General features: G+C 36.2%; 19 protein-coding genes. 16 read left to right on the forward strand and 3 right to left on the reverse strand.

Going from position 1 to position 22,553, the window contains the following annotated elements; genetic code table 11:
• Positions 1-111: 111 nt before the first annotated feature.
• The 9 genes from lepB (I583_RS16600) (at position 112) to I583_RS15040 (ending at position 9,799) form a co-directional block, all read left to right on the forward strand.
• Positions 112-627, forward strand: a complete 516-nt coding sequence (gene lepB, locus I583_RS16600; protein ID WP_244264889.1) for a signal peptidase I — start codon at positions 112-114, stop codon at positions 625-627.
• Positions 628-645: 18 nt separating this feature from the next.
• On the forward strand, positions 646-1,254 hold the full coding sequence (gene lepB, locus I583_RS15005) for a signal peptidase I (RefSeq protein WP_010762261.1): 609 nt from the start codon (positions 646-648) through the stop codon (positions 1,252-1,254).
• 28 nt (positions 1,255-1,282) lie between these two features.
• Positions 1,283-3,895, forward strand: coding sequence for a YfhO family protein (locus I583_RS15010; protein WP_010762262.1), 2,613 nt, complete (start codon positions 1,283-1,285; stop codon positions 3,893-3,895).
• Positions 3,896-3,923: 28 nt separating this feature from the next.
• Entirely contained in the window at positions 3,924-4,631 is a 708-nt protein-coding gene (locus tag I583_RS15015; protein WP_034683632.1) for a hypothetical protein, read from the forward strand.
• A gap of 174 nt (positions 4,632-4,805) precedes the next feature.
• Positions 4,806-5,690 (forward strand): ABC transporter ATP-binding protein, encoded by an 885-nt coding sequence (locus I583_RS15020; protein WP_010762264.1) that lies wholly within the window; start codon positions 4,806-4,808, stop codon positions 5,688-5,690.
• Positions 5,687-6,439 carry an ABC transporter permease gene (locus I583_RS15025; protein WP_010762265.1) on the forward strand — a complete coding sequence of 251 codons (753 nt, stop codon included), beginning with the start codon at positions 5,687-5,689 and terminating at the stop codon, positions 6,437-6,439. The genes I583_RS15020 and I583_RS15025 overlap by 4 nt, the downstream gene beginning before the upstream one ends.
• A gap of 27 nt (positions 6,440-6,466) precedes the next feature.
• Positions 6,467-7,567 carry a sensor histidine kinase gene (locus tag I583_RS15030; protein ID WP_244264890.1) on the forward strand — a complete coding sequence of 367 codons (1,101 nt, stop codon included), beginning with the start codon at positions 6,467-6,469 and terminating at the stop codon, positions 7,565-7,567.
• Positions 7,560-8,159: a response regulator transcription factor gene (locus I583_RS15035; protein WP_010762267.1), complete on the forward strand. Its 600-nt coding sequence runs from the start codon at positions 7,560-7,562 to the stop codon at positions 8,157-8,159. The genes I583_RS15030 and I583_RS15035 overlap by 8 nt, the downstream gene beginning before the upstream one ends.
• Positions 8,160-8,326: 167 nt before the next feature.
• Positions 8,327-9,799 (forward strand): MucBP domain-containing protein, encoded by a 1,473-nt coding sequence (locus I583_RS15040; RefSeq protein WP_010762268.1) that lies wholly within the window; start codon positions 8,327-8,329, stop codon positions 9,797-9,799.
• Between the two features lie 90 nt (positions 9,800-9,889).
• Here I583_RS15040 and I583_RS15045 read toward each other — a convergent pair whose 3' ends face one another.
• The 3 genes from I583_RS15045 to I583_RS16355 form a co-directional block, all read right to left on the reverse strand.
• Positions 9,890-10,228 carry a MucBP domain-containing protein gene (locus tag I583_RS15045; RefSeq protein ID WP_010762269.1) on the reverse strand — a complete coding sequence of 113 codons (339 nt, stop codon included), beginning with the start codon at positions 10,226-10,228 and terminating at the stop codon, positions 9,890-9,892.
• Positions 10,206-11,651, reverse strand: a complete 1,446-nt coding sequence (locus tag I583_RS15050) for a helix-turn-helix domain-containing protein (protein WP_010762270.1) — start codon at positions 11,649-11,651, stop codon at positions 10,206-10,208. Before I583_RS15050 ends, I583_RS15045 begins: the two co-directional genes overlap by 23 nt.
• A 62-nt stretch (positions 11,652-11,713) precedes the next feature.
• Complete coding sequence (locus I583_RS16355) at positions 11,714-13,642, reverse strand: MucBP domain-containing protein (RefSeq protein ID WP_010762271.1); 1,929 nt, start codon at positions 13,640-13,642, stop codon at positions 11,714-11,716.
• Positions 13,643-14,019: 377 nt separating this feature from the next.
• Here I583_RS16355 and I583_RS15060 point away from each other — a divergent pair, with 377 nt between their 5' ends.
• From I583_RS15060 to I583_RS15090, 7 genes are all read left to right on the forward strand, one after another.
• On the forward strand, positions 14,020-14,700 hold the full coding sequence (locus I583_RS15060; protein WP_010762272.1) for a winged helix-turn-helix domain-containing protein: 681 nt from the start codon (positions 14,020-14,022) through the stop codon (positions 14,698-14,700).
• A 126-nt stretch (positions 14,701-14,826) separates the two neighbouring features.
• On the forward strand, positions 14,827-15,120 hold the full coding sequence (locus I583_RS15065) for an EF2685/EF0750 family sortase-dependent surface protein (RefSeq protein WP_010762273.1): 294 nt from the start codon (positions 14,827-14,829) through the stop codon (positions 15,118-15,120).
• On the forward strand, positions 15,117-15,965 hold the full coding sequence (locus I583_RS15070) for a WxL domain-containing protein (protein WP_010762274.1): 849 nt from the start codon (positions 15,117-15,119) through the stop codon (positions 15,963-15,965). Before I583_RS15065 ends, I583_RS15070 begins: the two co-directional genes overlap by 4 nt.
• A 58-nt stretch (positions 15,966-16,023) precedes the next feature.
• Complete coding sequence (locus I583_RS15075) at positions 16,024-16,842, forward strand: WxL domain-containing protein (RefSeq protein ID WP_010762275.1); 819 nt, start codon at positions 16,024-16,026, stop codon at positions 16,840-16,842.
• Between the two features lie 72 nt (positions 16,843-16,914).
• Positions 16,915-18,078 (forward strand): WxLIP family cell surface protein, encoded by a 1,164-nt coding sequence (locus I583_RS15080; protein WP_010762276.1) that lies wholly within the window; start codon positions 16,915-16,917, stop codon positions 18,076-18,078.
• Complete coding sequence (locus I583_RS16800) at positions 18,008-18,634, forward strand: hypothetical protein (RefSeq protein ID WP_143139993.1); 627 nt, start codon at positions 18,008-18,010, stop codon at positions 18,632-18,634. Before I583_RS15080 ends, I583_RS16800 begins: the two co-directional genes overlap by 71 nt.
• A gap of 118 nt (positions 18,635-18,752) precedes the next feature.
• Entirely contained in the window at positions 18,753-22,535 is a 3,783-nt protein-coding gene (locus I583_RS15090) for a SpaA isopeptide-forming pilin-related protein (protein WP_143139994.1), read from the forward strand.
• The last annotated feature ends 18 nt before the right edge of the window (positions 22,536-22,553 follow it).

Genomic DNA, 22,553 nt, shown 5'->3' on the forward strand with positions numbered 1-22,553 from the left:
ACACGAGAAAATAGAAAAAGAATAAGCAACACCTCTTTTAAAAAGAAAAAGAAGCTAAGGAAACGAAGAAAACAACTAAAATCGACAAGAGAACTTTGGAAAGAAATAGGATTGACTATTCTTATCGTGCTCTTTCTTTTTATTATCCTATCGACAACTATTTTTGCTTTGCCAAAAAGTGAAGGCTATGGCATGGCGCCAACAGTCAACGATGGTGAGCGAGTCTTTGTGAATCGGTTTGGCACCGTTAGACGATTTAATTTGATTTATTTTAAAGTCCCCGATAGTGGAGAAAAATCAATTCGTCGTGTGATTGGTTTACCAGGAGAAAATATTCAGTACAAAAATGATCATCTTTTTATCAATCAACAAGAATCAATTGAGCGTTTTTTACAAAGCCAACTAAAACGAGCAGAACAAAATGAAGCATTATGGACAGATGATTTTCGGTTGCCACAAATTCCTAATAACAAATTTGACCGAATACCAAAAGGCAAATACTTAGTATTGGGTGATAATCGTCCTTATTCGTCAGACTCACGCTACTATGGATTAGTGGATGAAAAGGAAATCATCGGAACGGTTGAAATGAGGATTTGGCCTTTACATAAGCTGAAAAGCTACTAAAAATCAAAGGATAAACAGATGGAAAAGAAAATAAAACATAAAAATAAACGAGCACAAAAGAAGCGTAAACAAAAGCGTAAACAATTATTAAATTTAGTATCAAACAGCGTGTTTTTCCTTTGTGTCTGTCTATGCTTATTATTTCTATTCAAAGTGAAGACACATAAGGTGGAAGGTTCCTCGATGTTTCCAACTTTAGAAAACGGAGATCGAATTTTTGTAAATAAAGGTGCAGAACCAAAACGATATTCGATCATAACGCTAGATCCATTAAAAAAGAAGAAAGAATCGTATGTAAAACGTGTAATCGGTTTGCCAGGCGATTCTATTTGGCTAGAGGGAACGAGTTTATTTTTAAATCAGGAGTCGTCTAGTTTTATTTTTGAGCCGAAAAATAGCAAGTCTAGCCAACTTCCAGATGGCACGATCAAGATTACGGTGAATAAAGCAGTTGCCTCAAAAATAAAAGGAATGAATCAAATCCCTAAAGAGCATTACTTTGTGCTAGGGGATAACCGTAATCATTCCAATGACAGTCGCTCATTTGGATTCGTTTCAGCAAAGCAAATTGAAGGTGTGGCGATGTATCGTTATTATCCATTGAATCGTTTAGGAAGACTGCACTAAAAGTCGAATAGCAATAGAAAGGAATTTTATGAAAAAACAACAAGCACTATTTTTTTCAGGAAGAGTTCGATATGCCGCAGCAAGTTTTATATTGCCTGTACTGATATTAGTCGGTGTTTATCTGTCCATTGGTATTTATCCAGGAAGTAAAATGAGTATTTTAGCTAGTGATGGATTTGGCCAGTATGCCAACTTTTTTGCTAGTTTCAACAATATGATGAAAAGTGATCAGAGTATTTTTTATACATGGTCAGGTTCATTGGGGTTAAATTATTTGTCACTAATCAGTTATTATTTAGGTGGTATTTTTACACCGCTTGTTTATTTCTTTGATAATCAGCAAATACCTGATTTCATCTATTATGTAACCTTGATCAAGGTTGGTTTGATGGGTCTAGCCTTTTGGTATTTTTCTACAAAGACATTTTACTTACCTAAGTGGGGCGATCTTTTACTGAGTCTCAGCTATGCTTTGATGGGATTTACGATCGCTAATTCGGAAATGATCATGTGGCTAGATGGGTTGATATATTTTCCTTTTGTGATTTTAGGCATAAATCTTATCATGGATAAACGCAGTCCAGGGCTTTTATTTATCAGTTATTTTCTGCTGTTTATTTCTAATTTTTATATTGGTTTTATGATCGGTGTGTACTCCTTTCTTTATTTTATCGTGCGATTATTTACGAATCAGAGGCGTTACATAAAACGTCTGCCAAGTTATTTGTTTACTTCACTGTTAGCAGGAGGATCTTCAATGATTTTACTTTTGCCAACGTTGATCGATTTACAAACAAATGGAGAGGCATTGACTGCAATAAAAGGTTGGAAGACAGCCGTTACGGGACCGTGGGATTTGATCATAAAAAATATGGTCGGGGTTTATGACACAACGCGCTATGGTTCGATTCCGTTTATATATGTTGGATTACTGCCGCTCGTTTTTTGCGTGTTTTTCTTCATGAGTAAAAAGATTATAGGACGAGATAAAATTTGTTACGGGATATTATTGATCGTATTGATCGTCAGCTTTTATGTAGAACCGTTGAATTTATTCTGGCATGGATTACACGCACCAAATATGTTTCTTTTTAGGTTTAGTTTCTTATTTTCTTTTACAATTTTGCTACTGGCTGGATATGGCTGGTCGGTGTATAAAAAAACGGATTTTGAGCAGTTAGTCAATATTTTTATTGGTTTGATGGTACTCTTTGTGGTTGTCCGTGTCGTTACAGCGAAAAGTCATGATTACGAGTATTTGACCCATACTTCATTTATTTTAACCTTGATTTTTCTAGCAGCATATTTGCTTTTCTTCTTTTTTGTTTATAAGGGGAAAGGGAAAAAAAGGGTGTTTATTTGCCTATTTGCGGGGATATATTTCTTAGAATTGGGCCTGAATGCGCAATTATTGGTGAAAGGGATCGATGCTGATTGGGGCTATGCACAGCGTTCAGGTTATGACAAAGAGTATAAAGATATTCAAAAGTTAGTAAAACAAACCAAAGATGAAAATAATTCCTTTTATCGCATGGAAAATATCACAGCCAGTTCTCCTAATGAAAGTTTTCGCTATGGGTACAGTGGCATCGGAATGTTTTCATCAATCAGAAATAGGCATTCTTCTTTTTATATGAACACATTAGGTTTTCGCTCATATGATACCAATTTATCTATCCGATATCAAAATAATACTATTTTGATGGATGCACTGATGGGAGTCAAATATAACCTATCAAACAAGGACCTATCTAAAGCAGGTTTTGAAAAGATAGCTACAAGTGGTGACTATCAATTGTATAAAAACCAGTATGCATTGCCAATGGGGATGGTAACGGATGAAGGGATTTATGATGAAGATACGGCCAATGATCCTGCTAGTCTATTGTTGGCACTTTCAGGTGTTAAAGAAGCGCTCTATGCTACAGCCTTTCCAGAACTGGTCGAAACTGAAAATACGGTATTAAGCGAAGGGATTAAATATGATCGTAACACGTTGATTTTAAAAGCGAAGGATAAAAATAAGCCAATGAAAATCAAGTGGAAAGTCAATGCCAATCCTCATTCTCAGCTATATCTAGATTTATTTCCAGCTGATTTTACAGGTCAAGATCGTACAAAAGTACATGTGACAACAGCTAAACAGGAAACAAATACGCAATTAACGAAGACCGGCCAATTTTACTCCTTAGGTGACTACGAAAAGGCCAAAGAAATCACGGTGGAAACAACATTTTATTATACGGATCAGCTAGAATTGTTTGAACCAACTGTGAGGGTATTGAATACAGTCAAATTTAAAGAAGCGGTACAAAAAGCCCAAGAAAAAGGCGTGGATTTTCAAGTGAATGGACGAAAGGCAACGGCTGAGGTTACTACGGAAAAAGAGCGTATTCTATTCACAACAATTCCAGCTGATAAAGGTTGGCAAGCGAAACTAGATGGAAAAATAGTACCGATCCGTACAATCAATGACGGCCTGCTTAGTATTACGGTGCCAGCAGGAAAACATCAAGTGGAATTCATCTATCTGCCACAAGGCGTATTAGCAGGTACATTTTTATTTATCCTTTGCGTGATCGTTTTCGGTGTGTATCAACACTATCTAATTCGTCGTGGCAAAGATCCATTTTACGAATAAAGTCCGAAGAAATGGCGGTGTAAGACAGATGAAAAAAGTAAGGATTTTGATGTTTTGTTGCATTTTACTTCTTGTAGGGTGTACTAACGGAATCGAAAAAAATACTTCTAAGCAGAATAAGGATGTAGCAAAATGGTCAAAGCCCCGTACCAATTTATTTAGTTCATTGGATTACCCGGAACTATCTAAGACAGAAGCAGAAAAGTTGATGGAAGAAAAGTTTGAGTTAGTAATACCGTCTTTTTTTGAACAGTCATTAGCACTAACACAAAAATTATTGAGAATCGAGAATCAAGTACAATACTCAATAAAGAGTGATGCAGAAATTTTGACGATTCGAGGGGGTATGACAGGAAAAGAGGATAAATCGCCCAATTCCGTTGGATTAGCAGAAGCTCAGTTTCAAGTGAATCAACAAAGAAAACAAGTTTATTTAACCAAACAATCGATACTGATTCAAAATATAGCAGCAGGCAATGCGCTTCAGGGAGATTCAATCAGGTCACTAGTAAAAAGAGTAGGCGAAGCAATGGAATTGCCTGACTTGGATCAAGTAATGAAACAATCTGAGAAGAAGATGGCCCATGAAAAAAATGAAGGACCTAACCAGTTGCTCGAAATCTATAATGATAGTGAGACAGCAAAAAAACAACAGAGGGCTAGTCGTATTCTAACTATTTCCTATGACGAGAAGCATCTTGTTAAAGAAATATATGGATTGATTTCGATTGAGTAATGATTAAAATAAAGCGAGACTGTGACACAACTCTTTGAGTTAGTTCATCGTCTCGCTTTATTTGCTGATAAAACTGGGTTGCATGACAAATGTCATATAGAGTGATGACAAGAACCTCTAACGAGAGCTCCCATAATCAGATAAAATGAGGGCATAAGTAAAGGGGAGAAAAAAATGATTACAGTCACTAAACTCACAAAAATGATGAATAAAGCAACAATTTTAAACAACGTTTCATTTACCGTAAACAAAGGTGAAATCATTGCCTTAGTTGGTCCAAATGGTGCCGGAAAAACTACCTTGATCAATTGCTTAACAGGATTGATTCGCCCGACAAATGGAGAAATAAGCCTTTTTGGTACAAATCCATTGAATAAAAAAAATAAGGTTAAAGTAGGTGTGATGCAGCAAGAAAGCACAACGTTAGAAAATGTCAAAGTCAAAGAATTGCTGACACTTTTCCGTAGTTTTTATCCCAAGCCACTTTCTTTAGACGACTTGTTAGATATAACTGGACTAACCGAACATCGAAATACATATACAACTAAATTATCTGGCGGACAAAAACGTCGGCTAACGTTTGGTTTATCAATTATCGGCAATCCAGAGTTGCTTTTTTTAGATGAACCGACAACAGGAATGGATGTAACGAGCCGCAAAATTTTCTGGAAAAAAATCAATATGTTAAAAGAGCAAGGCAAAACAATTATCTTAACCACACATTACCTAGAGGAAATTGAAAAAGTTGCTACTCGAATTTTACTGATGAAACAAGGTGAAATCGTTCATGATGGCACATTGGAAAGCATTCAGTCTGAAATGCTGCAAAATAAATTGAGCTTTCAGTTGCTAGACATTCTTGATGAAGCAAAACTAGTTGATTTACCTTATGTATCAACAATTGAAAAAGTAGAAAACAACGTAACTCTCTATTCGTCAAATAGTGATGAAACGCTTATAGAATTGTTCACAACCGAAATTAAATTCAAGAATTTATTAATTAGTCCAGGGAACTTAGAAACAGCCTTCAATACTTTAGTTGAGGAGGAAGACAAATGAATCCATTCGTTGTGCAAACTAAAACAGACTTAAACCGCTCTTTAATGAGAAGCAAACCATTTATCTTTTTTTCTTTAGGGATGCCAGTTGGTTTTTATCTTCTATTTACCAAAGTATTTAATATGGGAGTTCCACAAGAGTACATGGCTGTTTTCTATAAAGACAGTATGATTCAAATGGCAACCTATAGTGTGATGATCAGCTCATTATTTTCTTTTTCGATGACGTTGATTGAAGACCGTAAACAAGGTGTGAAGCAGTTTTTACGCCTATCACCTATGCCGGAATGTATTTATTATACGAGTAAGATTTTAACGCAATTTTTGATCAATAGTTTGTTATTAATCGTTATTTTTCTAGTAGGACATTTTGTAAATGGGGTTCAAATGAATTTTATGACCTGGCTTACCAGTGGATTATGGATTTTATATGGTTGTTTACCGATCGTCGCATTAGCAACGATCGTAAGTCTGGTGAAAGATCCAAATACAGCTAGTGTGTTGAACAATATAATCTTAATGCCGCTTGCGATCATAAGTGGATTGTGGTGGCCGATCGACATGTTTCCAGAAGTCGTTCAAAAAATTGCGACAGGGTTACCGACCTTTTATGCAGCACAAGGAGCGAAAGAGTTGGCAGCTGGACAATTACCAGATGGAAAAGGACTGTTGATCATCTTCATTTATTTTGTAGGAATTATGGTATTATCAATATATCTGAATGGTCGTAAAGAAGAAATAAAACGTTAGGGGAAAGTGATGATTGGGAAGTTTAGGGTGTACCCGAAAGAGGATGGCTTTGTTTCATTTATATGGTTGATTTTTATTTTGATTCCGATTATTGCAATGTTTCCGTACGATACTTTTGATAAGCAGTTAGCACTGTTTACATTAGGAATTTTTGTAGTGACCTATCGAAATTGTTTATTTAATGGGAAATGGTTTCCGTTTTGGATGGCGTTGATGTATGGAATATCACTGTTTTATACGATATATTTTGGTTATATCTATTTGTTTATCTATCCAGCGTGGATGATTGGTTTTATTCCAATGAAGAAGCACGTGTTTAAGTATTATTATATTGCGTTATTATGTATGCTGACGCCTGTGCCGTTTAGTTTAAGCCGATTGCCAGAATATGTAACACAGGATTTAAAAATCACGATTTTTGTTTATGGCTTTTTTATCTGTGCGGCACCTTTTGCTGGTCGTTCAATTCGTAAGCAAGCAGAGTTACGTAAGCAAATATATCAATCTACCCAGAGGATGGAATACGTGATCAAACAAGAAGAACGTTACCGAATCGCTAGAGATTTGCATGATACATTGGGACAATCATTATCGATCATGACGATCAAAGCAGAGTTAGCAGGGAAGTTGGTAGATAAAGATCAGGCGCTGGCTAAAAAAGAAATCGCAGAAGTTGCTGAAACCTCTAGAGGTACTTTGCAAACAGTACGGGAAATCGTTTCAAGTATGCGTCATGTATTGATTGCTGAAGAAATGATAACAATTGAAAAAAGCTTAAGGGATGCGAAAATCATCTTAGCCACAGAGGGTGAAGAATTAACTGGAGAAATTGCCACAGATCTTCAAAATACCGTGAGTTATTGTTTGCGTGAATGTGTCACGAATGTAATTCGTCATAGTAGAGCTAGTCACTGTAGGATCATCATTGAAAAGAGTGGCGTAAATTATACCTTTACAGTTGAAGATGATGGTAAAGGAATGAAAGACTTGATTCAGGGGAATGGACTGACGGGGTTAAAAGAACGAATCGAAAGCGTCTGTGGAAAACTCGAATTTACGCAAAAAAATGGAATGAAGGTTCTATTCACAGTTCCTGTGGATAAAAAAGAGGAGAAGATCCATGATTAAACTAATTATCGCAGAAGATCAAGGGTTACTGTCATCTGCCTTAGCAACGATTCTGGGCTTGGAAGATGATTTGGAAGTGGTAGGTATTGCTAAAAATGGCGTAGAAGCATTAGCGTTGATCGAAAAGCATCAACCAGATATCTGTTTAACTGATATTGAAATGCCATTGAAAACGGGGTTGGATATAGCAGAAGCATTGCAAAATCAGGAACAAAAGGTGATTATTTTAACCACTTTTGCTAGAGAAGGTTATTTTGAACGAGCCGTAAAAGCGAATGTATCGGGCTATCTGTTAAAAGATACACCCACGGATGAACTGATTGGGAATATCCGCGCTGTTATGAAAGGAAAAAAATTTTATTCCCCTGAACTTGTAACGGGACTATTTTCACAACAAGAAAATCCCTTGACTGAACGAGAACAAGAAGTGTTGCTGGCAGTAGGGGAAGGCTTGTCCTCTAAGGAAATTGCGGGAAAGCTGTTCTTGACGAGCGGAACGGTACGGAATTATATGTCAGAGATTTTGAATAAACTAGGGGCAAAAAATAGAATTGAAGCAGTGAGTATTGCGAAGGAAAAAGGCTGGATCTGATTAGGAAGATACATGTAAAGTAAATAAGAGTAGGAATCGAGTATGTATATATAGTAAAAAAACATTTTTTATTGATTAATTTTTTAATAAGTACCGTGATATAAAATGTATTTATCTAATTTTTCTTTTATTATTTGAGAGTACATTTTATAAAAAGGAGCTTAATTATGAAAAAGACTATTGTCAGCATGATAATTTTAGCAACAGCGGTATTTTTATTGCCATTATCAAGTGAAGCAGCACAACTTAATTTTTATGATATTGATACACTTAGTTCACAGGAAAAAGAAGCTATTATCAAAGAAAAACCTTCAATAAGTTCAGAGTATGAGCAGTATACGATTGTTTATCAAAAGGATTCAGCAGGCGATGGAACGGATGAACATACTGATTTAGGCGGTTCATTTGGACAGGGAAACTCTGGAAAGGCTTTAAAGTCAACGACCCAGTCCGCGTTACCAAAAGCGGGAGAACTTGACCATGCTAATTTACTCTTATACGGAAGTGGCGTTATTGCGATTAGTTTATTTACTTTGTATAAACGAAAAAAGTATAGCAAGTTGTTATTGGTTATTTTGATTCCTGCTTCGATAGGAACGCGTTCAATGACGGTCTTAGCAGCGGGGGAATCATTGATTCCAACAGAAACTATTTCACTTTCCAAAGGGGAAGTAAAAAGTATTGAGCCTACTGTGATCAAAGGGTATACCTATGTAGGTTATTTTCCAGTAGGGCAAACTAATCCGCCGAAAGGAGACTCGACAATCATTGTCCGTTATGTTGACGGAAATAACAATGAACTTCATGGATCGCAGATAATTACGGGGACAATTGGTGAAAACTATGATGCATCGACAGAAAAATATGTATTAGCAATCCCAGGCTATACTTTAAACGAGGCTAAATTACCAGTGAATGTTACTGGTATGTTTGAAGAAAAAGAGCAAACAGTCACGTATGAGTACGAAAAAGAGGCTGATAAAGAAGGAAAGGTCACGATTCATTATTTAAATACAGATGGTGTTGCCATCATGCCACCTGATAGTTTAAGTGGGGAAATCGGCCAGGCTTTCCATGTTGAGAAAAAGGAAATTCCAAACTTTTTATTTAAACACGCAGAAGGTGAATTTGATGGGGTATTTTCACTGGAAGAAACAACTATCAAGTTATATTATACAGATGAAGTGAAAATTAACATTCATTACATTAATAAAAGCACGAAAGAACCACTTATGTTGAACTCTCTAAACTACTATGCTGATTACTTACGACCAGAGCTAAGTGATATTGATGATTATTATTATACGAGTTCCTATAATGGGAAAACATATAGCTCAGGTAGCGTTGTATCATCTGATCAAGTAACAGTAAAAGCTGGAACGGAGTATATATTACCAAAAGAAATCAGATTTTTGATCACCAAACCAGATGGACAAACAATGGATAGCTTCATTTTTCCAAAGGTCATTGTAACATCTGAAGGTGGATGGATCGCAGGTATTTATAGTTATTCCAACTACTTGTATTTTAGTGAACGACCAGAGTACATTCCTGAAAACTATAAAGGAACGGCAGATCAACTTGAAATAAATGTTACGTATGAAGTAAGCTATATCACAATTGCGATTCCAGAACCTTGAGGCTCTATTAAACTTCAAATAAGCATGAAGACAAACTGTTCAAAGGTTGCTTCATGCTTATTTTTTTTGGATCAGCTTCTCATTCAATGATTACAATCGAGTTGAACCAAAAAGAAAGATCCCGGAAAGATTTCCTAATAATATTCCGTATTGTGTGGTCGGTTTCTGTCCAGGAGGAACCACTACAGTAGGATATTCTATTGTGAGCATTCGCGAGGGAATCGAGGCTGTCTTTTTCCGATAAACAAAAACAACTTCTTGAGGTTCGTTTGTAAATATTCCTTCTTGTGAAGCAGAGTGACTCACTAATTCCCAGTATTGACGTTCTTCCTCCTTAGCATAAAAAATAATCGTTGTTGGCTGGGCGATTAGTAAAAAAGCAAGAAAAACTGTTAATACACACAGATTAAAAGATATTGTTTTTTTCATTTTCGTTCTCCCTTAATTCAATCACTAAATCAGCAAATTTTGCCCAATCAGACGGAGTTGGCGGCTGTTTCCAAATGATTTGCCGACAACTTGTTTCTTTTAGATGGTAATCAGACAAAAAGATATGGGTGTCATTGTTAAATTTCTTCTGAATACTAACATTTAAATCACGAAAGCGCCGCAAGCTTTGACAAATATACTCTGTATAGGCTATTCCATGTGAAAAATCGATATAAATATTGATCGGTGTTCCTAATTGAGAAGGTTCTAAAATAGATAATACGGAAAACATTATGTCATAGTAAAGTTTTGCTTGATCGTTTTTGGACAGTTCTAGAGCTATCAGAAAGTGAGTTTTTCGGATAAACCGCAAGATCAATGTATGTAAGGGATAATAAACCTCAGCAAAATAGCTATACGCTGCCGTTTCGACAAACGTAGTATAACTTTGTTTGAAAATAGATAGACTTAACAATTTTTTTAAAAAAGAATCATATAGCTGCGTTTTTTGTAAATCTGTAATTTGAAATTGAGCAGCTATACGCTCTACTAGTTCTTGTGTAGCCTCTTGGTTTTGCGTAAACAACTCTTGATTGAATGTCAATTCAGGTGTAAACATTTCAGAAACAAATAGAAAGGCTAATAAGTAGTTACTTTCATTGAACGATTCAGGAACCGAGTCTTTTGTTGGATGAAGTGCTTGCTCAATCAAGGTCATCTGTTGTGCAAGTGAGTGATTGGTCTTTTTATTGATAGAACACAGGTTTTCTTTTACATCGTGGTGCTTTTTTATTCTAATGTAGACGATGTGGATAAATAATGCTAACTTTTTTTTCTGAAAAAAGGTTAAGTCTAAATCAAAATGCGTAGTCAACAACTGTAAAAGCTGTTGTACTTCTTGATTGCTATCCTTGGAAAATGGATAGTCTTCTCCAAAATAGAAATAAGAAACAAGGTCAAAAATAATGGAACGTACTTTCATCTCGTTTCCAGTCAGTTTGTTTTTTTGAATCACGATCCGCTCTTTTTTTAGCTGAGTTAACACTTTGCTGCGAATTTGGTAAAGCGTTGTTTTTGCAATATGTTGTTCTTCTTGAAATTTTTTTATCGTTTTCTCTTCTACTAGCACCTCAATAAAAAAACGAAATTTCAATGAACGTTGAGCGAAAGTATGTTGTATCTTTTGAATCATATCATTAGAGATCGGCTGATAAATCAATTCATCGTAAATTTCTTCAGAAATCGTTATTTCTGGACACTCTTCATTTAACTCTTTTATATATTTTTCCAATAAAAACTTCGATAACCCTGTGAGCTCCAGTAATCTTTTTTGCGTTAAATATTGATCGTTGTAAAGTTGTAAGTTCATAAGTAAGTGTAACTTATCGCGATCTTCTTCATCTAAAAATTGTAAGTATTCCATGATTTTCTCCCCATTGTTGGTCAGAAGCAAAGCTGTTAAAAAAGTTGCTTCTAAGCCAGTGCTTAGTTTATTTTTTTTACTTTTTTGGCTGTGATTCTGTAAGATTCTCCGATTTTCCCTGTAATAGTACTCGGCGCAGCAAGTTCATTGCCTTGTTCATCAACAAACTTAATCGTCACAGAGCCTTTACCATCATGATGTGTTTGTTTTTCCTTAGATTGTTGTTTCACCGTTTCTTTGGAATCAATCATTTTTTCAGTGGCTGGCAGCGTATTCGGAAACAATGTTGGCAACACTAGAGCCTCTTTCAATGCCTCAGAAACGTCTACTTGGTTCTTAACGATGTGAGTAATGCTGCTAATGATAGGGTCAGTTCCGTAACCAAAATATTCTCTGGGGAATGTAGAATGTGAATTGGTCAAAGGAATCAATGGTTTCTCTATCTTTTTATACAAGTAATGGACTGCTTGTGCTTGATTCGTAAACGAGCCACTAGCATTTTTAGGAAGTGCTATTAGTTGCCAGCCTGTTATTTGTTTGTTTACAGAAGTATAAGGTGTATCAAGCTTTCCCTGCAATTTTTCTGGTTCAACAAGTGTATTCCCATTTATATCTGTGTAGTAGATCATTACAGGTTCACCAAGTGCTCTTTCATAGGTAAAAATAACTTCCTGTGGATTTTGTGTGAAAGAGCCTTCTGTATTCCCAGTGGTTGATTTCAATACCCAAGTATTGATGTCTTTAGGTACAGCGGTGAATGAGGCATCGATTTTTCCTTCTAAGACAGTAGATTCACTAATGGGCTGACCTGCTTCATCCTGGTATTTAATGGTCACTGGTGCTCCGTCTTCAGGTTCGTCAATCACGTTAAATTGTTGGAAGTACGTTCCAGCAGAAATGGCATAGAAACTAAAATGAGGTGGGGTCTCATAGCTTCCTACAGGATTATTTATCCGAGCATTATATGTAATACTAGCGAGACTATGAAATTCCTCTTCTGTAACAGCTGAGACAGTAATTCCGAGATCTGTGATTTGTAAGCGATCTGCCGGCAATTGTGCATCATTGAATTCAAGTACAGTGTTACTAGCAGAAGTTGATGTGGTAAATGGCGGCACATAACCATCAAAATTTGTGAGTCGGTTAGGCATTCCAGCAAATGGAATAAACATTGTTTGCTGTGTGGCATCATAGTCTAAGATACTCCGGGACATCGTTACTGGAAGACTTGTTAGACCGGTATTTTGCCCAAACGCTGCTAGGTCATTCAACGCTGGAAAATCATTGATTACAGTAAAATCTGTAATACCGCAAAATTGAACAGAAATGGAACGTAATTTAGGTAAATTTTTCAAAGGTTCAAGTGTCGTAATAAACATGTTTTTATCCAAATATAGACGTTCAAGGCTCATAAATGTAGTGAATTTTGATAAGACCGCATTATCTAGTTGGCTAGAAGTTACTGAGATATGAGTAATTCCAGTACTTTTGCTTAGATCAGGAAAAGTGCTAGAGGTTAAAAAGTTCCCACTTAAACTGACGAAAACGAGCGATGTCAATTGTTCTAAAGGGGTAAAGTCCGCCACGTTGTTATTATCTAAAGAGATAGCCCCTAAGTTTGTCGCGTATTCTAGACCTACCAAATTGTTGATTTGTATAGACGTATCATTCGTTATCGTTAAAGAAGTCAGGCTCTCCATATCTTGCTTAGTAAGTACATCATCTGTTGATTTTCCTAATTTCTTTAAAATAGTTTCTCTTAGAACCTTGTCAGGAACGGATACTATTTCTGATGCAACTCTTGTAAAAGGAAGATCTGGACTGGATGAGTGTAGAGAAGAATTGTACGGAGCCGATTCAGAAGAAGGTATGGGTTCAATTGTCGTTGGGTCATCTTGGTTGATAGCTGTCGCTTCGATGGGCAAATTTACTAAAGTATAAATACTCAAACAGAGCATCGAAGGTAGGAAAATTTTTTTTGCGTTGTTCAATAGTAATACTCCTCAATAAATATAGTTATAAAGTGAAAGAATCAATCTGTTTGTGAAGTTTATTTTTGATTAAAAATCGTCTATTTTTATAGATTATTCTTTCTGGATAACTTTTTAATATCAAAAATATTTTATATAAGAAAAAGAAATCAACTAATATAGTACACTTTTTCACTAATAACATCTATAAAATAATCAAAAGAATTTCTTTATTTTTTTGTAAGTTCGGAAAAAATGCGGACATTTGCAAAAAAACGGGAAAATAGTTTCTTTCGTGTGATTGTATTTTATTTGTATCTAGACGAATATTAAATAAGCAAAATAAAAATAATTGTGATTTGTTTTTGAGATTTTTTATTGAATAGGAGAGGAATGTTATGAGGGTTGGGATACTAAACACAGAAAAAAAGAGTAGTGAAACATTTATTTCCTATAAAGCCTCTGGATGTTTAGTAGAAAATAAAAAAGTAGTCGATGAGAAGGACTTACAAGATATAGATGCATTACTCATTTGTAAAAATCAGACATTCAGTGTTGTAGAGGTTTGTGAATGGGTTATCAAAAGTAAAATGTGTCGTTCGATTCCGATCTGGATAAGCACTACTGAAAAACAAGTAGAGGAAAAAAACATTTATTTACAATTAGGTGTTTGTGGGATTTTTGAAGATTACTCCCTTGAAGAAATAGATTTGGCTATTAGCAACAGCTTAAATACAATGAAACCGACGCAACACATGAAAATGAAAGAAGAGTCAATGTTGCAATTAGATCCGTTAAAGCTAAGCCTTAATGTTAATAATGTAACCATTTCACTGACAAAATCAGAATATTATCTGGTTGCTCTTCTTTATGAAAACAAGGAAGAGGTCTGCACCTATGAAATGCTTGCGGAATCTATTTTTGGTAAAGATAGTGAGTTATTGGGTGAAAGTGGGCAAAGTAGAGTAGCGAATATTGTTTGTAAAATTCGAGCAAAAATAGCCCAAGCCAGTGATGGAAAAAAAGAGTTGCTCAAAACAATCCGCTCAAGAGGCTACATGCTAACTTTATCCGAATGAAGCAAACATGGAGAGGAGGTGAGCAATAGAATCTGACGAGTCATTAGACAAGGCAAATCCTCCGACAAACAAAATCGGTACTTAGTAGAAAAGAATATCGTTATTTAAGGCAGAGGGGAGGCAATTATGAAAAAACTAATTCAATCTAGTATTTGTTTACTGCTCTTATTTGTCCTATTTTATGGAACAACTGCAGAAGCCTCTGGAAAAACGCAATCAGATATTACTTTTATTCAAGGTGACCATCCGAAAAAACCGATTATTGATACTATTTTTTCTGGAAATAAAAAAGGAATACTTCCTCATACAGGGGAAGCGTTAAGCCTGTACTTACTTATTATCGGGATTTGTCTGTTGATTTTCATTTATCTAGGGTTTTACTTAAAAAATAAAAACACACGAAAGAAGGAACAAGAATGAAAAAGAAATTAGTTGCAAGTTTATTGTTGAGTGGATTGGTATTAAGTTACGGCTCTACAGGAGTTTATGCAGAGGAAACAAGTGCAGCAGCCAAAACAAAAGCTGAAACAGAATTTACTGCAGGGGATCGTCCCGATCCATCGAAACCAGAAGAAGGACCAAAAGATCCTAATCCAGTAGATCCAGACCCAGATCCGACAGATCCAACGAAACCCAAACCACTACCAGAAGCAAATAATGTTTATGTCACCCATTTACCAGACATTTCATTTGGTACAAATAAAACAGAGTTGAAAACAACTGAATACGAAGCGCTAACTGAAAAAAGAACAAAAGGGCAAGGCACTGAAACATTTTATATGCCTCATTCTGTTCAAGTAGCAGATTTATCCGGGAATAGTGAAACAAAATGGAAATTGAGTGTTCAACAAGATGACGTATTCAAAACAAACGATAGCACACCGAAACAATTAGACAATTCTCGTATTCGAATTTATGGAAATACATTAACAAGTACCGCCTATGCAGCCGCAGATTTAGTGGACAAAGTTGCAGGTGTTGCACTAAATGAGACGGATGAATTTGGCGCGTTTTCAACGATCCCAGTTAAAAGTGATACACAAGATGAATTAGTGGTGTTGGAAAACAAAACACCTGGCTTCACATTGAACTCGTATACTTCTTCTGTTTTTAGAAATAGTTATATTGAAGAAGACTACGATGCGACTAAAACACCTACAGCATCTCGCTACGAAGGGGTCAAATTAAATGTGCCAGCCAGTGATCAATCACAAGCGAAAGCTTATTCAACGAATTTAACTTGGACATTGACTGTAGAACCGTAAAAATCGAATCATTAAATAAAAAAACATCTCATCAGCAACAAAGATAAGGAGCGGAAAAATGAAAACAACTATAAAAAGAATTTTAGGATTAAGCTTAGCAGCAGCGGGAATTTTAAGCTTAGCAACACCCGCTTTTGCCGAAACAGGAGCAGTAAAAACAGATGGAAAAGCGTCCTTTGTGCCTCAATCTGGTGACATCAATACGATCAAACCTGGTACAGATGAAAAAATCGATATCGTAGACGGAAACAACGAACGAGTAACCGTTGAAAATATTCAATTAATGCATGTTCCAGATTTTGATTTTGGTAGTAACGAAACAAGTGTTGATACAAAAAATTATGATGCTATTTATGAACATTATCAAAAAACAGGCGATACGACAAAATACGCGATTCCTCACTTTGTACAAGTCGGTGATGTTTCTGGTGTGCAAGGAACAGCATGGGCTGTGACAGTGGAACAAGAAGCGCTGTTTAAAGAAACTGGAGGACATGCCTTGAAAGCATCCAGAGTCAATTTATACAACCAAACCTTGACCAATAATGTTCAAACTGGAAATGTGGCGGATGTTGTGACAGGATTGACGATCCCAAGTGATGGTGCTGTTCAAGTTCCTGTAAAAGGTGTGGATACAACTGGCAGTATTGCGGTACTAACATCTAAAGCTGGAAAGACTGACCAAACAACCACAAACGGAACCATCAGTTCAGTTGTCTTCCAAAAAGATTACGACGAATCAAACTACGGAAAAGCTGATTCCCCAGCGTTAACAGACAAAAATACAGATGTAAAACTAAATGTTCCACAAAGCGATGGTGTACAAGCCAAGGCTTACGGAGCTAAATTAAATTGGACGTTAACGGTCGGACCGTAAAACCCAGTTTTTATTGGTGGAAAGTTCCATTTTTAGGAACTTTTTGCCAATTTTGTTAGAAAGGAAAAATGTATGACTCTACTAAAACAATCGATGAGCTGGAGCAGACGAGTCTTTTTATGTTTAGCTTTGCTGATCCTACTACCATTTTCTCCAGCGTATGGAGAAGAAATTCCCATTTCCGTCAAAGCAATTTTACCAGATAATCAAGTGACAAAAGATGCCGGCTATTATGATTTAAAAGTGAACCCGGGAGAAAAACAGGAACTCTCTTTTCAACTCTATAACCAAGGGGACAAAGACGCGACAGTCAATATCAACATCAACCCAGCCTATACAGGAGATGGCGGTTCATTTGTCTATACAGAAGATGAAACCAACAAAGATTCTTCTTTAAAATATCCTTTATCAAGTATTGCGACCTCAGAACAAACGGTCAGCATTCCAGCAAAAGGCACGACCGTTACGAAAGTAACATTAGATATCCCAAGTGAGCCTTTTGAAGGACTGATTCTTGGTGCAATTCGTGTGACAAGTGCCGATGCAGGAGAAAAGAAAACCGAAGAAACAAAAAAAGGTTTCAACATTTCTAATAATTTTGCGTATTCAGTAGCGATTCAATTAAGAGAATCAGACGATCTGCCAAAATCCGATTTAGCACTCAAAAAAGTCTTTGCCTCCCAAGTTGCAGGGCGCAATACAGTAAAAGTAAATCTGCAAAATCCCACAGCAACGATTATCGATAACGTCTCCTATGATGCTGCTGTCAGTAAAAAAGGAGACAACGCGCCTTTGCATGAAACAAAGGTAAAAGGCTATCGAGTAGCGCCAAACACTAACTATAATGTTCCGATTAGCTGGGAGAATCAACCTTTTTCAGCAGGTACATATGTTGCCAAAGTTAAAGCAAAATCAGAAGATACAGGACAAGAATGGCAATTCGATCAAGAATTTGTCATCAGTGCAAAAGAAGCAAACGAGCTGAATGAACAAGCAGTGGATCTTGAGAAGGACTATTTGTTCTATATCTTGATTGGTGGGGGAATCTTCATTTTACTTGTTATTGTTCTTATTATTCTATTGGTCATTTTATCCAAAAAGAAGAAAAAACGAAAAGAACAAGCAAGACGAGCGCGTCAAAAAAAGCAAAAAAAAGGAAAAGAACATGACAAACGAAAACAACGAACAACCGATAAACGATCTTCCCCAAGTTCAGGAAACCATAAACGAAGATAAGCAAAAGCCTTTTTCTTTCTACCTTGTTCTGACATTACTACTTATGCTTCTAATAAGCGGTGGTATTGCAGGGTATATATGTTATCCATTCGCCAATAAAATCAGCGGCAACTGGGTATCGACCGATCAAGCCATGCAGCTAACGAGCCAAGGGAATATGTGGGAATTAGCTATTGCGGATTACCAAAAAACAAAAGGGTTTACGCTTGTGTTTACAGGAAAATGGACAGCCGCAGGGGTCAATAAATATGATGGGAAACAAGTACAATTATTCGCTAAAATAGCGAAAGCGAGCTTTTCTAAAGAGGAAATCAATACATTGGAAAAAAAGTCCGATCTATACACAGTTTCTGATCAAACTGAAAAAGAGCTTACCTTGCAGTACACAAAAAAAGGAATCAAACAAATTCAGCCAGGTTCTAATTTGAATAAAGTCGTACATATGACGTTAGAAAATAGTCATTGGACGAAGCAGAAAGAAAAGTTGTACCTAAATAGCAGTTACTTTTCTACTGAACGGATTGAATTTACGTACAAAGGTGAAAACGAAATATAAAGTGTTGTGGAACATCGGACGAAACGAGAGGAGTGAACAGTTGAAATAGTGTTCTATTTCACGGCTTATGAAAAGAAAAAAGTATATTCTCTCTTTGCTTATTTTAGGGGTTAGTTTAGTGACAGGTATATTTATCGCTACTTCTTTAAGTTCTAAAAATAAGCTCCAAGCGCAAGAAGTACAACCAACCAGAGCAATCACAGATAATATTTTTCAAGAAGTGAAAATCATCGTTCCAAGCGAAAAAAGTCGAGTATTAGAGCAAGAAGATTACCTCAAAAATGATTCGGAAGTTAAAGCTACGATGACGTTTAAATTCACGAATAAAAATTATAAAACAGGCGATACGTTTGAAACGACGTTACCAGAAGGGTTCACTTTTTCGCAAGTCATAGAAGGTCAGTTAAGTGATACAGCGGCTTATCGCATTGATCCAGTAACAAGAAAATTAGCTTTAACGATGATAAAAGATGTCCAGTCGGCAGAATATAAATTGGATTTAGTCACACGTATCAAATTTGATAGCAAACTGAATTCCAAACAAACCATGCCTTTTGAAACACAAACGCCAACAAATTATATCTTTCATCTATATGAGAAAACCAGCACACAATATCTTTATGGAAAGGCTTTTGACAAAGATAAGAATGAAACAACATTGATGCCGGCAAGTGGCGGTGCTTATGGCGCAATGGACGTCAATTACGCCCGTGTAGATTTATCAAAAAATAATCTTCAAGTCAGTTTCTCAACAAAATTAATGCCAAGTGGTTGGAGTGACGGTTACGTTAATGCAACACAAGACCTTTCATCATTTAAATTCTATACGTATGAAACAATGATTGATGGAACGCGCATAGGTGAAAAAAAAGAATTAAAGGTCAATGAAGATTTTGATGTGATTGAAAAAACAAATGTGTTGAGCCAAATTAAGTTTAAAGAGAGATTCCATGAAGCATTAGAAGTTTCAGAGGGGGAAATAAAGTTTGACTACACTGGTTTTAACCCTATCTCTAACGGGAAAAGAGGAACAGTATCATCTTGGAACACATTTAATGTTTATCCAGGAACAACTTCTGATAATTTTATCAGTTACAGCCGGTTTTCAGTTAACTTCTTTGTCGTGGAATTAGGCTATTTAGGATTAGGGACAATTGTTGCAGATACTAATGTCAAAGAAAGTGAAATGATTGTTAAAACACCGATCTACATCAATGGAACCAATCAGCAACTAAAAAAAGGGGATACATTCACTCTGACAAATGATAAGGATCCAGCTTTGGTGGCAATTGATACAAAATTGGCTCAAGAATATAATGTCACATTCAATGCCAATGGCTCTATTGTCGAAGGGGCTAAAAAAGCAATCAGTAACTGGAAAATCACGAGTACTGCATTCGGTGAGATAACACTGACATACTTAGGTGAGGATACGACGAACACATTTGGCTTGGATATTTATACTGGAATAGATGAGACGGTTACACCATCGTATAATAGTAACTATATACTTTCAGGGAATGGCTACGAAACAAGCGGAAAAACAACCTTTAAAGGAAATTCCCATAATGTAAAAAAAGGAGACTTCAATACAGAGAAGAGTAGTATTACCTGGACAGCAACCATCAATTCTCTTTATCAAAAAATCTCGAAAATAACAGATACATTTGGTGATGGTGTCAAAGCTGGAACCTTGAAAAATTTAAAAATCAGCTCTGTGGAATTTGGAAGAAATGGTGTGAAAAAGGAGTTAGTTGAAGGAACCGATTATGAAGTGATTGATTCCTCCAACACTTTTGAAATCAAATTCTTAAAAGAAACCAAAGAAAAACTTACGATCACCTACGAAACAGGTGTTGATCTTCAGACGATCGATCCTAAAGTATTGCGGGCGAAAAACACCATCACCCCAAAACTGGCATTTGCTTCTTCTACAGAAAAAGAATTTCCAACGGATGGATACGCTTATATACCAAGTTATCTTTTTACAAATTCACCATTTGTACTAGGAAAAAATGGCATGTATGATCTGGCTGAAAAAATCCAAGGACAACCTGTAAACCAAGTGAAATTACTGATAAATCCATCAGGAACTGATCTTACAAATAATGAGGTCGTTATCAATTATAAAAGTATGGATGTATCGATTTTAGATAAAAAGTTTACAGTAAACAAGGTCAAACAATTTTCTACAACAGCTTATACCCAACTGCTGCCAGATGAAGAAATCACTTCTGACAGTGAAGACTATCCTGAAATAAGTATCGAAGAGAATCAAATTCGCGTGAAAAACAAAAAATTGACCCAATCAATCATCGTTAGTTTTACTTTAGGCAAAAATAATTATTATAATGCTGCGAGTGATTATGCAACGATCAGTCAAACAAATGATAGCTTTGACCCAGTCAATGCAACGTCGGCCAGTCTTTATTTTAATAACCAGTTAGTAAAAAGTTTTACACTAAAAACAAGTGAGGCGTACGCCAATATTGCTGAAGGAACCTTGACAGTCAATAAAAACAACGGATTTGCTTTAATCAAAGGGACGAAAATCGACCTTGCAAATATTATTCCGCCAAGGGACTCGGGAGAACTCTCAAGTTTAAGAGAAGTGACAGATGTAGACGGCAATCCTTTACCAGTATCAACTATTTCAGTGGGTGGTGGTGGTTATTCAGCGTGGAATATCACCATCAATGATGATCAGCTGAAAAATGGGTTGATCGTAAAATTAAAATGGAATTTTAACACTAGTGGTTCGAAAAGCTACTCAGGTGGAAGTTCAAGCCATCCGTTTATTGATTATCGGGGGTACACAACAACGCAAAATTATTCAAACAATAATTGGTCAGGAAAATTTGATATCGATAATTCTGGAGCAGGTGGCGGCGGAAATCTGATTTTAAAAGATATGACGATTAATATGATCGATTCTGTGACCAATAAACCGTTAGCTGGTGCAACATACGAGATCATCGATAAAGATGGAAAGGTAAAAGATACGCTAACATCAAATGCAAATGGACAAATCCTTTTAAAAGAATATGTCGTTACAAACTATACCTTGAAAGAAATCAGTCCGCCAGAGGGCTATGTGTCTAATCAGGAGTATAAAGATCCAGGTAAGGAAATCACTTTGACGCCAACAGGTGAAAATAAACTGACGATTCCCTACGTTAAAGAAGGGAAAATCAATGTTCATTTTACCTACCAGGATGGAACGGATATAGAAATGATTGATCCGATAACAATCAAAGGCGGTAATGGCACTATCGTTAATTTAAAAGAGCAAAAAGCAATCACAGACCAACTTGATGCGTTAGCGCTAGAAAATCTAGATTATCGTTTTTTAACCTTTGATAAAGGGAAAATGAACGGCTCAGAAGAAGCGCTGACGATTCCTTATGATAGTGAAGCAGTCTACTATAAATACGAAGGGCTGATTTCATTGAAGGTGCCAGAGCTGTTAAATTTTGAAACAGGATTTGTATCACCGTTTACACAGGTACTTTCTTATGCTAATTCAGATGATTTTAAGGTTGCCTTTAGAGACAGTCGCCAAATCACTACATCTTCCACAACGAAACAAGGGAAAACACGAGGCAACATTCGCTTGAATGCTTTTCTATCGAAAGAATTTACGACACAAGAAAACAAGGTCTTGAAAGATGCCCGTTTGATTTACCGAAATGGCGGAACCGATATTGTTTTAAATGGATCGGGTGGGGAATTAGTGAATAATAAACAAGATGCTAACGATAAAGGGAAAAAAGATTTTAATTTCATTTTAGATACAGCGGGAAGTGAAAACCGAGGCTTTAAACTGGAAGTACCAGCTAAAGGGACATTGGCTGATGAATATACAGGGGAAGTTACTTGGGAAATCATTCAAGAACCGTAAGGCTACTGAAACAATATA

The sequence above is a fragment of the Enterococcus haemoperoxidus ATCC BAA-382 genome, assembly GCF_000407165.1.
GTDB lineage: Bacteria > Bacillota > Bacilli > Lactobacillales > Enterococcaceae > Enterococcus_L > Enterococcus_L haemoperoxidus.